Raw genomic sequence first — 13,142 nt, forward strand, 5'->3', positions numbered from 1 at the left:
GCTCCACCCAGAGAAACAGCACCACCCACTCCTCAAGAAGGGGCGTAACCGCACGATGACTAGCACGCGATGGAGAGCCTTTGCGGCTCTCACCGCAGTAGCTGCCCTGGGCCTCTCGGCCTGTGGCGGCGGTGGCGGCAACAACGGTGACGGGGGTTCGGGCGGCAGCGCCTCGGCCTCCTTCAACGCGGCCGTCGGCAAGATCTACAACCCGTCCGACAAGAAGGGCGGTGTCATCAAGATCGCCAACTCCGGCGACTGGGACACCCTCGACCCGGGTGAGACCTACTACGGCTACTCCTGGAACTTCGCGCGTCTGTACGGCCGCTCGCTGCTGACCTTCAAGGCGGCTCCCGGCGACGCCAGCAACGAGCTGGTGCCGGACCTCGCCACCGACCTGGGCAAGCCCACCGACAACGGCAAGACCTGGACCTACACGATCCGCAAGGGCGTGAAGTTCGAGGACGGCACCGTGGTCAAGGCTTCCGACGTGGCCTACGCGGTGGCCCGCTCCATCGACAAGGAGACCTTCCCGAACGGCCCGGCGTACTTCGACGCCATGCTCAACTGGCCGGCCGGCTACAAGGGCCCCTACAAGTCGAAGGGCGTGGACTTCTCCTCGGCCATCTCGACGCCGGACGACTCGACCATCGTCTTCCACCTCAAGCAGCCGTTCGCCGGGTTCGACTACCTGGCCCAGCTGACCCAGACGATGCCGGTGCCCGAGGCCAAGGACAAGGGCGCGCAGTACCGCAACAGCGTCGTCTCCAGCGGCCCCTACAAGTTCGCCGACCTGCAGCCGGGCAAGTCCTTCAAGCTGGTCCGCAACGACCAGTGGGACCAGAGCACCGACGACCAGCGCAAGGCGCTGCCCGACGAGTACGACGTCTCGCTGAACGTGAACGCCGACGACATCGACAACCGGATCCTGTCCGGCGACCTCGACCTCGACGTCGCGGGCACCGGTGCCCAGCCGGCGGCCCTGGCCCGGGTGCTCAACGACCCGTCGCTGAAGTCGAACACCGACAACCCGACGATCGCGCGGCTCTGGTACACCTCGATCAACCCGACGGTGAAGCCGTTCGACAACATCCACTGCCGCAAGGCCGTGGAGTACGGCATGGACCGCGTGTCCTACCAGACCGCCTACGGCGGCCCGATCGCCGGTGGCGCGCTGGCCACCACGATCCTGCCCCCGCAGATCCCGGGCTACGAGAAGTTCGACCTCTACGCGACGCCCGACAGCAAGGGCGACGTCGCCAAGGCCAAGGACGAGCTCGCGCAGTGCGGCCAGCCCAACGGCTTCAAGACCAACATCTCCTACCGGACCGAGCGTCCCAAGGAGAAGGCGACCGCCGAGGCGTTCCAGCAGGCCCTGTCCAAGATCGGCATCGACGCGACGCCGAAGGGCTACCCGCAGGGCGACTACTTCTCCGCCTACGCCGGCAACCCGCCGTTCGTGGTGAAGAACAACCTCGGCCTGGTCGTCAACGGCTGGGGTGCCGACTGGAACGACGGCTTCGGCTTCCTGTCGCAGATCGTGGACAGCCGGGTCATCCGGGAGACCGGTGGCTCGTCCAACACGAGCGTCCGGATCCCTGCGGTCGACAAGATGCTGGACGCGGCGCAGGTCGAGCTCGACCAGGCCAAGCGCGAGTCCGACTGGGGCGCGATCGACAAGGCCGTGATGGAGCAGGCCGTGATCTACCCCGGTGTGGACGCGAAGAGCGTGCTGCTGCGGAGCAAGAACCTGACGAACGTGTTCGTCAACGACTCCTACGGCATGTACGACTACATGGAGATGGGCGTCAAGTAGCAGCCTGCACGTCCCTGTCACACAACGATCGACAGATCTGAGGAGTGAAGGCGGAGGTGCCCGGCCGGGGGAGACCCCGACCGGGCACCGATGCCGAACAACGTGGTTGCTTACATCTTCCGGCGGCTCGTCGCCGCCGCCGCGATGCTGGTGCTGGTCAGCATCCTCACGTTCTCCATCTTCTACCTCGTGCCCCGCTGGGCGGGGGCGACGCCGGAGACGCTGGCCACCCGGTACGTCGGGCGCACGGCGACCGCCCAGACCGTCCAGGCGACGGCGGAGCGGCTCGGCTTCTACGACCCGTTCTACGTGCAGTACCTGCACTGGGCCAAGACCGTCGTGGTCGGCGGCCAGTTCGACATGGGTGCCGACACGGTGCAGTGCCCGGCCCCGTGCCTGGGCTACTCCTTCATCACCCGGCAGCCGGTGTGGCCCGAGCTGCTCGACCGGATGCCGGTCACCTTCTCCCTCGCCATCGGCGCCGCGGTCATCTGGGTGATCGCCGGCATCAGCATCGGCGTGCTCTCGGCGCTGAGACGCGGGTCGGTCTTCGACCGCGGCGCGATGACCATCGCGCTCGCCGGCGTCTCCATGCCGATCTTCTGGACCGGCCTGATGGGTCTGACCTTCTTCAGCTACAAGTGGCACATCTTCCCGCCGGGTGGCTCCTACACGCCGTTCTTCACCAACCCGGCGGAGTGGGCCTACGACCTGATGCTGCCCTGGATCACCCTGGCCCTGCTGTTCTCCGCGCAGTACGCCCGGCTCACCCGTGCCGGCATGCTCGAGACCATGGGGGAGGACTACGTCCGCACCGCCCGGGCCAAGGGCCTGCAGGAGCGGCGGGTGGTCGTCAAGCACGGCCTGCGCGGGGCGCTGACCCCCCCTGCTCACGATCTTCGGCCTCGACTTCGGCCTGCTGATCGGCGGCGCGGTGCTGACCGAGAAGGTGTTCTCGCTCAACGGTCTCGGGAAGTACTCCATCGACGGCATCGTCAACAACGACCTGCCGAAGGTGCTCGGGGTGACCCTGGTCGCCGCCCTGTTCGTCATCCTTGCCAACCTGGTCGTCGACCTGCTGTACGCCGTCGTCGACCCGAGAGTGCGGTCCAAGTGACACTCACCGACCACGAACGTCCCGCCGCCGAACCGCGGCGCGGCTCCTTCCTCGAGGTGCGCGACCTGCGCGTGCACTTCCCCACCGACGACGGCCTGGTGAAGTCCGTCGACGGCTTGTCCTTCGCCGTCGACCGGGGCAAGACCCTCGGGATCGTCGGGGAGTCCGGCTCCGGCAAGAGCGTCACCAGCATGTCCGTGATGGGCCTGCACAAGAAGGGCAGCGCCAGGATCAGCGGCCAGATCCTGCTCGACGGGCAGGACCTGATCACCTCCTCCTCGGAGGAGGTCCGCAAGATGCGCGGCAAGCGGATGGCGATGATCTTCCAGGACCCGCTCTCCGCGATGCACCCGTACTACACGGTGGGCAACCAGATCATCGAGGCCTACCGGATCCACAACGACGTCTCCGCCAAGAAGGCCCGCGCGCACGCGATCGACATGCTCGACCGGGTCGGCATCCCCGAGCCCGACCAGCGCGTGGACGCCTACCCGCACCAGTACTCCGGCGGCATGCGGCAGCGCGCGATGATCGCGATGGCGCTCTCCTGCGACCCGGCCCTGCTGATCGCCGACGAGCCCACCACCGCGCTCGACGTCACGGTGCAGGCCCAGATCCTCGACCTGATCCGGGACCTGCAGAAGGAGTTCAACTCCGCGGTCATCATCATCACCCACGACCTCGGGGTGGTCGCCGAGCTCGCCGACGACATCCTGGTGATGTACGCCGGTCGCGCCATCGAGTACGGCACGGCCGAGCACATCTTCAACGAGCCCGAGCACCCCTACACCTGGGGCCTGCTCGGCTCGATGCCGCGCTTCGACCGGGAGCGCACCGAGCGGCTGCTGCCGATCAAGGGCACCCCGCCGAGCCTGATCAACGTGCCGAGCGGCTGCGCGTTCCACCCGCGCTGCCAGTTCGCCGACCAGACCGGCGGCCTCTCCCAGACCGAGCGGCCCGAGCTGGTCGACAACGGCGCCGGCCACCTGGTCGCCTGCCACCTGCCGCACGGCCGACGCCAGGAGATCTGGCGCGACGAGATCCAGCCGCTGCTCTGAGCACGCCCCGCCCGGCAGCACGCCCGACCGAGACCAGCAAGGACGACCACACGATGACAGTCACCGAGACCACCGGGGGCACTGCGAAGGCCGACGCCCCGGACCTGCTCACGGTCACCGGGTTGGTCCGGCACTTCCCGATCCGCAAGGGCCTGCTGCAACGCGAGGTGGCCGCCGTGCAGGCGGTGGACGGGGTGGACTTCACGGTCAAGCGCGGCGAGACGCTGTCGCTGGTGGGGGAGTCGGGCTGCGGCAAGAGCACCACCGGCCGGCTGCTGACCCGGCTCGACGAGCCGACCGCCGGCAGGATCGTCTTCGAGGGCCGCGACATCACGCACCTCAGCGACGGCCAGATGCGCCCGCTGCGCCGCGACATCCAGATGATCTTCCAGGACCCGTACTCCTCGCTGAACCCGCGGCACACGGTCGGCAAGATCGTCGGTGCGCCGTACAGGCTCCAGGGCGTGAACCCGGAGGGCGGCGTGAAGAAGGCGGTCCAGGCAGTCCTGGAGCTGGTCGGACTCAACCCCGAGCACTACAACCGCTACCCGCACGAGTTCTCCGGCGGCCAGCGCCAGCGGATCGGCATCGCCCGCACCCTCGCCTTGAAACCCAAGCTGATCGTCGCCGACGAGCCGGTCTCCGCGCTCGACGTGTCGATCCAGGCCCAGGTCGTGAACCTGCTCGAGGACCTGCAGGAGGAGCTCGACCTCACCTACGTGTTCATCGCCCACGACCTCTCGGTGGTGCGGCACGTCTCGGACCGGGTCGCGGTGATGTACCTCGGCAAGATCGTCGAGATCGCCGACCGCGAGGGGCTCTACGGCGCGCCGATGCACCCGTACACGACGGCGCTGATGTCGGCCGTGCCGGTGCCGGACACCAAGCGCCGTACGCAGCGGGACCGGATCCGGCTGCAGGGCGACGTGCCCAGCCCGATCAACCCGCCCCCGGCGTGCCGGTTCCACACCCGCTGCTGGAAAGCGCAGGACATCTGCAAGACCCAGGAGCCCCCGCTCCTGGAGCTCGCCCCCCGGCACCAGGTCGCCTGCCACTTCCCGGAGAACGCCCCGACCCAGACCCAGCCCCAGACCCAGACCCAGACCCAGACCCAGCCCCCGACCCCCTGACCCAGCAGCCCGGCCCGGCCCCAAGTCAAGGCCGACCCGGGCCGGGATGAGGCTCGACCCGGGCCGGGATGAAGGTCGACCCGGGCCCAGGTGCAGGTCGACCCGGCCCGGAGTGCAGGTCGACCCGGCCCCAAGTGCAGGCCGACCCGGCCCCAAGTGAAGGCCGACCCGGCCCCAGGTGCAGGCCGACCCGGGCAGGCAGCCGGTGAACCGTTCCCAAGGCCGGGTCGAGGTGGGCCCAGGCCCGGGTCGAGGTGGGCCCAGGCCCGGGTCGGGGTGACCTGGGGCCCGGGTCGGGGTGAGCCGAGGCCCGGGTCGGGGTGAGCCGAGGCCCGGGTCGGGGTGACACCACGCCCGGGTCGGGGTGCGGGACTCCGCGGGCACGGAATCTGATTACCGATTTGGCGCGAGCGTCACGCATCCTTGACCCATGGCCCGCGACGACGACGAGGACACCTCCTGGACCAGGCAGCTGCTGCTCGGCGTCGGGGCGCTGGTCGCGGTGGCCCTGGTGATCGGCGGCGTGGTCAGTGTGATCGCGCTCGGTGCGGCCCGGGTGACCGGGCTCAGCGACGACCGGCCCACCGCGACGGCCCCGGCCAGCCTGTACATCCCCAGCGACGAGCCGACGACCACCCCGGAGGCGCTGCCGGACCCGGAGGGCTCCGCCAGCGCGTCGCCGTCCCCGGGCACGGCCTCGCCCACGAAGAAGCCGAAGAAGCGCAAGGCGATCACCCTGCAGGCGTCCCCGCAGCAGGTGCCGGCCAACGAGCGGATCAACCTGACCGGCGCCTACCCGCGCTCGGACGGCGCCAGCCTCCAGGTGCAGCGCTTCGAGGGCAGCTGGGTGGACTTCCCGGTCACCGCCTCGGTGCGCGGCGGCTCCTTCGCGACCTTCGTCTACACCGGCCGCTCGGGCCCGAACCGGTTCCGGGTCGTCGACAAGGCGTCCGGCCGTACGTCGAACCCGGTGCGCGTCGTCGTCGGCTGAACCTCACCGGTCCGCGCGGGAACAGAGCCCGGACCGCCTGCGTTGAACCAACTGACAAGAGTTGAGTTGAACCGGCTCAAGTTGTTTGACACACTCGTGGCAGTGGCTGCTCCGGCGGCCGCCCACAGACCCAGCAGGCAGATCACGAACTCGCCGGTCCCACCGCGGACCGGATCACACTGGAGGTACACACCATGGCTCGTGCGGTCGGTATCGACCTCGGTACGACGAACTCCGTCGTCGCCGTCCTCGAAGGTGGCGAACCCACCGTCATCGCGAACGCCGAGGGTGCCCGGACGACCCCGTCCGTCGTCGCCTTCGCCAAGAGTGGCGAGGTGCTCGTCGGTGAGGTCGCCAAGCGGCAGGCCGTCACCAACGTCGACCGGACGATCCGCTCGGTCAAGCGCCACATCGGCACGGACTGGAAGACCCAGATCGACGACAAGTCGTTCAACTCCCAGCAGATCTCGGCGTTCGTGCTGCAGAAGCTCAAGCGCGACGCGGAGGCCTACCTCGGCGAGACCGTCACCGACGCGGTGATCACGGTCCCGGCGTACTTCTCCGACGCGCAGCGCCAGGCCACCAAGGAGGCGGGCGAGATCGCCGGCCTGACCGTGAGCCGGATCGTCAACGAGCCCACCGCCGCGGCGCTGGCCTACGGCCTCGACAAGGAGTCCGACCAGACGATCCTGGTCTTCGACCTCGGCGGCGGCACGTTCGACGTGTCCCTGCTCGAGATCGGCGAGGGCGTCGTCGAGGTGAAGGCCACCTCCGGTGACAACCACCTCGGTGGCGACGACTGGGACACCCGGCTCGTCGAGTGGATGGTCAAGAAGTTCAAGGACAACAACGGCGTGGACCTCGGCGCGGACAAGATTGCCCGCCAGCGCCTCCAGGAGGCCGCCGAGAAGGCCAAGATCGAGCTGTCGTCCTCGAGCGAGACCACGATCCACCTGCCGTACATCACGCACTCGGAGTCCGGCCCGCTGCACTTCGAGGAGAAGATCAGCCGCGCCGAGTTCCAGCGGATGACCTCCGACCTGCTCGACCGCACCAAGTCGCCGTTCAAGCAGGTCATCAAGGACGCCGGCGTCGACGTCTCGGCGATCGACCACGTGATCCTGGTCGGCGGCTCCACCCGGATGCCCGCCGTGGCCGAGGTCGTCAAGGAGCTCACCGGCGGCAAGGAGCCCAACAAGGGCGTCAACCCCGACGAGGTCGTCGCCGTCGGCGCCGCGCTCCAGGCCGGCGTGCTCAAGGGCGAGGTCAAGGACATGCTGCTCCTCGACGTCACCCCGCTGAGCCTCGGCATCGAGACCAAGGGCGGCGTGATGACGCGGCTCATCGAGCGCAACACCACGATCCCGACCAAGCGCTCCGAGGTCTTCACCACGGCCGACGACAACCAGCCGTCCGTGCAGATCCAGGTGTTCCAGGGCGAGCGCCAGATGGCCGCCCAGAACCAGCCGCTGGGCAACTTCGAGCTGACCGGCCTCCCGCCGGCCCCGCGCGGCGTGCCGCAGATCGAGGTCACCTTCGACATCGACGCCAACGGCATCGTGCACGTGTCCGCCAAGGACCGCGGCACGGGTCGCGAGCAGTCGATGACGATCACCGGCGGCTCGGCGCTGTCCAAGGAAGACATCGACAAGATGGTCAAGGACGCCGAGCAGTACGCCGAGGAGGACCGGCTCCGCAAGGAGGCGGTGGAGACCCGCAACCAGGCCGAGGGCGTCGCCTACAGCACCGAGAAGTTCCTCGGCGAGAACGGCGACAAGATCCCGGCCGAGGTCAAGACCGAGGTCGAGGCGGACCTCGACGCGCTGAAGAAGGCGCTCGAGAGCACCGAGGAGAGCGCCGGCCCGGAGATCACCGCGGCCCTCGCCAAGCTCAACGAGTCCAGCCAGAAGATGGGCGCTGCGATGTACGCCGCGGGCGAGGCCGACGCCTCCGCCGCGGGCGGCACCACCGGCACCGGTGACTCCGACGAGGACGTGGTGGACGCCGAGATCGTCGACGAGGACACCGACGGCGACGCGAAGAGCGACGAGGGTGAGAGCAAGTGACCTCAGGCCACGAGCAGGAGCCGGCCGAGTTCACCGACGCCGAGGGACGGGACCCGCAGGAGACTGCGGGCCCCGTGCCCGGGGCGGCCGGGGAGCCGGCCCCGTCCGAGGAGCCCGTCGAGGCGCCGGCCGAGCCGGGGTCCGAGGAGTTGCTGGCGGCGCAGGCCAAGGTGGGTGCGCTCACCGAGGACCTGCAGCGGCTGCAGGCGGAGTACGTCAACTACAAGCGCCGGGTTGACCGGGACCGCGAGCTGGTCAAGCAGAACGCCGTCTTCGCGGTGCTCTCCTCGATGCTCCCGGTGCTCGACGACCTGGACCGGGCGCGCGAGCACGGTGAGCTGGAGGGCGGCTTCAAGGCCGTCGCCGACTCGCTCGAGCGGATCGTCGCGGCCCACGGGCTGGTCAAGTTCGGCGCCCCCGGCGACGAGTTCGACCCTCGCTTCCACGAGGCGCTGATGCACGCGCACTCCGCGGACGTGACGACGACGACCTGCCAGAACATCGTGTCCGCCGGCTACATGATCGGCGAGCGCGTCGTACGACCGGCCAAGGTGACCGTGGTGGATCCTGAGCCGGAGGGCCCCGGGGCCTAGCCCCGGTGGTCGGCAGCATGACCCAGCTTGACCCCAGCACGACGACGAACCGAGAGGGAGAGGGGGTGCGCGGATGACCAGTGCAGACTGGGCGAACAAGGACTTCTACAAGGTCCTGGGCGTCGCCAAGGACGCGTCGGCGGCCGACGTGAAGAAGGCCTACCGCAAGCTCGCCCGTGAGAACCACCCCGACTCCCACCCGGGCAACCAGGCCGCGGAGGACCGCTTCAAGGCGATCGCCGAGGCCTACGACGTCGTCGGGGACGCCGAGAAGCGCAAGCAGTACGACGAGCTGCGGGCCGGCCTGGCCGGCGGTTTCGGGCCGTTCACCACCAGCGGCGGCGGGGCGGGGACCCAGGGGTTCGACTTCAACGACCTGTTCGGCGGCGGCACCGGTCGCGGCGGCGCGGGCGGTGGCGGGTTCGGCGACGTCTTCGGCGGCATGTTCGGCGGCGGCGGGGGCCGCACCCGCACCACCACGCAGGCCCGCCGCGGCTCCGACATCGAGACCGAGGCGACGATCGGGTTCGCGGACTCCATCGAAGGCGTGACCGTCTCGCTGCGGCTCACCTCCGACGCGCCCTGCCCGGACTGCTCCGGCACCGGGGCCCGCGCCGGCACGATGCCGCGGGTCTGCCCGGACTGCGAGGGCGTCGGGATGCGCGCGGCCTCGGTCGGCGGCGCGTTCACCATGAACGAGACCTGCCCGACCTGTCGCGGTCGCGGCCTGGTCGTCGACGACCCGTGCCCGACCTGCCACGGCTCCGGGCGGGGGCTGTCCAACCGGACCATCTCCGCGCGGATCCCCGCCGGCGTCAAGGACGGCCAGCGGATCCGGCTGCGCGGCAAGGGCGCGAACGGCGAGCGCGGCGGCCCGCCCGGCGACCTCTACGTCACCGTGCACGTCGCCGGTCACCAGCTGTTCGGCCGCAAGGGCGACAACCTCACCCTGACGGTGCCGGTCAGCTTCGCCGAGGCGGCGCTGGGCGCGGACATCAAGGTGCCCACGCTCGGTGGCGCCCCGGTCACCCTCAAGGTGCCCGCGGGCACGCCCAACGGCCGGTCCTTCCGGGTCCGCGGCCGGGGGGTGCAGCGCAAGGACGGCCACACGGGCGACCTGCTGGTCACCGTCGAGGTGCAGGTCCCGCCCCGGCTCGACGACCAGGCCCGCGCCGCCGTCGAGGCGCTCCGCGACGCCACCGCCGGGACCGACCTGCGCGCCAACCTCTTCGACGCGCGCACCACCCCCGGCAGCACGTCATGACCGGGCCGGGCGGGGGGACCGATGCCGGGGCCCGAGGTCCCGGTCTACGTCATCAGCGTCGCCGCCGAGCTCACCGGCCTGCATCCGCAGACCCTGCGGACCTACGACCGGCTCGGCCTGGTCCGGCCGGGCCGCACCGGGGGCGGCGGCCGGCGCTACTCGTGGCGCGACATCGAGCTGCTCCGCGAGGTCGCCGAGCTGAGCGCCACCGGCATCGGCCTGGAGGGCGTGCGCCGGATCCTCGACCTCGAGCACCAGGTCGACGCGCTCCGGCTCCGGGTCGTCGAGCTGGAGCACGACCTGGCCTCCGCCGAGTACACCCTGCAGGCCGCCCTGACGCAGCCCACCAAGAACCTGCCCGCCGTGCGGGCCACCACGGCGACCGGCCAGTCGGTCACCGTGTGGCGGCGCGGCGCGCGCTAGCTCTATCCCCTCGCCGCGATTCGTCTGCGGTCGCCCGGCGAGAGACCCAGCAGGACCGCAGGCACACGACGGGAGACCGACATGGACGCTTCGAAGTTCACCACCCGCAGCCAGGAAGCCATCAACGCCGCCATCACGGCCGCGGCGTCGGCCGGGCACGCGCAGGTCGAGGCAGTGCACCTGCTCGCCGCCCTGCTCGCCCAGCCGGAGGGCATCATCCACCCGCTGCTGCAGGCCGTCGGGGCCGAGCCGTCCGCCGTCGAGGCGGCGGTGCGTGCCGAGCTCGCCCGGCTGCCCGCCGCGAGCGGCACGACGGTCGGCGGGCCGTCGTACTCCCGGGCGGCGATCGCGCTGCTCGACCAGGCCGGCGACGTGGCGGCCGCGCTCAAGGACGACTTCATCTCCACCGAGCACCTGCTGCTCGCGGCCACCAGCGTCGACTCGCCGGCCAAGACGTTGCTGGCGGCGGCCGGCGCGACCTTCGAGACGCTCAGCGGGGCGCTGACCAGCGTCCGGGGTACGTCGCGGGTGACCAGCCAGGACCCGGAGGCGACGTACCAGGCCCTCGAGAAGTACGCCGTGGACCTGACCGCCGCGGCCGCCGAGGGCAAGCTCGACCCGGTGATCGGGCGGGACGCCGAGATCCGCCGGGTGATCCAGGTGCTCTCGCGGCGCACCAAGAACAACCCCGTGCTGATCGGCGAGCCCGGCGTCGGCAAGACCGCCGTCGTCGAGGGGCTGGCCCAGCGGGTCGTCGACGGCGACGTGCCCGACTCGCTCAAGGGCCGCAAGGTGCTCTCGCTCGACCTGGCCGCGATGGTGGCCGGCGCGAAGTACCGCGGTGAGTTCGAGGAGCGGCTCAAGGCCGTGCTCGCGGAGATCAAGGCGTCCGCCGGGCAGGTCATCACCTTCATCGACGAGCTTCACACGGTCGTCGGCGCGGGGGCCGGCGGCGACTCCGCGATGGACGCCGGCAACATGCTCAAGCCGATGCTGGCCCGCGGCGAGCTGCGGATGATCGGCGCGACCACGCTCGACGAGTACCGCGAGCGCATCGAGAAGGACCCGGCCCTCGAGCGCCGGTTCCAGCAGGTGTTCGTCGGCGAGCCGTCCGTCGAGGACACGGTGGCGATCCTGCGCGGGCTCAAGGAGAAGTACGAGGCGCACCACGGCGTCACCATCGCCGACAGCGCGCTGGTCGCGGCCGCGATGCTGTCCGACCGGTACATCACCGGCCGCCAGCTGCCCGACAAGGCGATCGACCTCGTCGACGAGTCGGCCTCCCGGCTGCGGATGGAGATCGAGTCCAGCCCGGTCGAGATCGACCAGCTCCGGCGCAGCGTCGACCGGATGAAGATGGAGGAGCTGGCGCTCGACCGCGAGGCCGACGCCGCGTCCCGCGACCGCCTCGAGCGGCTGCGCGCCGACCTCGCCGACCGCGAGGAGGAGCTGCGCGGGCTGGAGAGCCGGTGGGCGCGGGAGAAGGCCGCGCTGGAGGGCGTCGGCGAGCTGCGCAAGCAGATCGACGAGCTGCGGATGCAGGCCGACCGCTACCAGCGCGAGGGCGACTTCGCCGGGGCCAGCGAGATCCTCTACGGGCGGATCCCCGAGCTGGAGAAGCAGCTCGTGCAGGCCGCCGAGGACGAGCAGTCCGTCACCGACCCGATGGTGCGCGACGAGGTCGGCCCCGAGGAGATCGCCGACGTCGTGGAGGCCTGGACGGGCATCCCGACCGGCCGGCTGCTCGAGGGCGAGACCGCCAAGCTGCTGCGCATGGAGGACGTGATCGGCCGGCGGCTGATCGGCCAGCGGGCCGCGGTCTCCGCGGTCTCCGACGCCGTGCGCCGCTCGCGTGCCGGCATCGCCGACCCTGACCGGCCCACCGGGTCGTTCCTGTTCCTCGGCCCCACCGGCGTCGGCAAGACCGAGCTGGCCAAGGCGCTCGCGGACTTCCTGTTCGACGACGAGCGGGCGATCGTCCGCATCGACATGAGCGAGTACTCCGAGAAGCACTCGGTGTCCCGGCTCGTCGGTGCGCCCCCCGGCTACGTCGGCTACGACGAGGGCGGCCAGCTCACCGAGGCGGTGCGCCGGCGTCCCTACTCCGTCGTGCTGCTCGACGAGGTGGAGAAGGCGCACCCGGAGGTCTTCGACATCCTGCTGCAGGTGCTCGACGACGGCCGGCTCACCGACGGCCAGGGCCGCACCGTGGACTTCCGCAACGTGGTGCTGATCCTCACCTCGAACCTCGGCTCGAGCTACCTCGTCGACCCGACGCTCGACGACGACAAGAAGCGCGAGTCGGTGATGGCCGTCGTACGCGCCTCGTTCAAGCCGGAGTTCCTGAACCGGCTCGACGAGGTGGTGCTCTTCGACGCGCTGTCCCGCGACGAGCTCTCGCACATCGTGGACCTGCAGATCGCCCAGCTCGGCAAGCGGCTGGCGGTCCGCCGGATCACCGTCGAGGTCACCCCGGCCGCGCACGCCTGGCTGTCGGAGACCGGCTACGACCCGGCCTACGGCGCCCGGCCGCTGCGCCGGCTGGTGCAGACCGCGATCGGCGACCCGCTGGCCCGGCTGCTGCTCGGCGGCGAGGTGCTGGACGGCGGCCGGGTGGTGGTGGACGTGGCCCCGCAGGGCCAGGGCCTCCTCCTCACCCCCGATAGTCCGTGACGTTCCTGCTG

The 13,142-nt window shown here is 70.6% G+C and carries 9 protein-coding genes and 1 pseudogene; all 10 read left to right on the forward strand.

All coding sequences use genetic code 11. The features are described 5' to 3' along the window. Positions 1–55: 55 nt before the first annotated feature. The 10 genes and pseudogenes from KRR39_RS21760 to clpB all read left to right on the forward strand — a co-directional run bounded on the left by KRR39_RS21760 (position 56) and on the right by clpB (position 13,131). A complete protein-coding gene (locus KRR39_RS21760; protein WP_216939468.1) occupies positions 56–1,816 on the forward strand; it encodes an ABC transporter substrate-binding protein in 1,761 nt (586 codons plus the stop codon). 144 nt (positions 1,817–1,960) lie between these two features. After that, positions 1,961–2,641, forward strand: a pseudogene (locus tag KRR39_RS21765) (ABC transporter permease); the annotation flags it as partial. A gap of 288 nt (positions 2,642–2,929) precedes the next feature. Beyond that, positions 2,930–3,991 carry an ABC transporter ATP-binding protein gene (locus KRR39_RS21770; RefSeq protein WP_216939469.1) on the forward strand — a complete coding sequence of 354 codons (1,062 nt, stop codon included), beginning with the start codon at positions 2,930–2,932 and terminating at the stop codon, positions 3,989–3,991. Positions 3,992–4,044: 53 nt separating this feature from the next. Further along, positions 4,045–5,121 (forward strand): ABC transporter ATP-binding protein, encoded by a 1,077-nt coding sequence (locus tag KRR39_RS21775; protein ID WP_216939470.1) that lies wholly within the window; start codon positions 4,045–4,047, stop codon positions 5,119–5,121. A gap of 430 nt (positions 5,122–5,551) precedes the next feature. Beyond that, positions 5,552–6,112 (forward strand): hypothetical protein, encoded by a 561-nt coding sequence (locus KRR39_RS21780; RefSeq protein WP_216939471.1) that lies wholly within the window; start codon positions 5,552–5,554, stop codon positions 6,110–6,112. Between the two features lie 194 nt (positions 6,113–6,306). Further along, positions 6,307–8,178 carry a molecular chaperone DnaK gene (gene dnaK / locus KRR39_RS21785; protein ID WP_216939472.1) on the forward strand — a complete coding sequence of 624 codons (1,872 nt, stop codon included), beginning with the start codon at positions 6,307–6,309 and terminating at the stop codon, positions 8,176–8,178. Further along, positions 8,175–8,771 (forward strand): nucleotide exchange factor GrpE, encoded by a 597-nt coding sequence (gene grpE, locus KRR39_RS21790; protein ID WP_254185335.1) that lies wholly within the window; start codon positions 8,175–8,177, stop codon positions 8,769–8,771. The genes dnaK and grpE overlap by 4 nt, the downstream gene beginning before the upstream one ends. A 73-nt stretch (positions 8,772–8,844) precedes the next feature. Then, complete coding sequence (gene dnaJ, locus KRR39_RS21795) at positions 8,845–10,035, forward strand: molecular chaperone DnaJ (protein WP_216939473.1); 1,191 nt, start codon at positions 8,845–8,847, stop codon at positions 10,033–10,035. Between the two features lie 21 nt (positions 10,036–10,056). Beyond that, positions 10,057–10,458 carry a heat shock protein transcriptional repressor HspR gene (locus tag KRR39_RS21800; RefSeq protein ID WP_216939474.1) on the forward strand — a complete coding sequence of 134 codons (402 nt, stop codon included), beginning with the start codon at positions 10,057–10,059 and terminating at the stop codon, positions 10,456–10,458. 81 nt (positions 10,459–10,539) lie between these two features. Next, complete coding sequence (gene clpB, locus KRR39_RS21805) at positions 10,540–13,131, forward strand: ATP-dependent chaperone ClpB (protein ID WP_216939475.1); 2,592 nt, start codon at positions 10,540–10,542, stop codon at positions 13,129–13,131. Positions 13,132–13,142: the final 11 nt, after the last annotated feature.

It is taken from the genome of Nocardioides panacis, assembly GCF_019039255.1.
Taxonomy (GTDB): Bacteria; Actinomycetota; Actinomycetes; order Propionibacteriales; family Nocardioidaceae; genus Nocardioides_B; species Nocardioides_B panacis.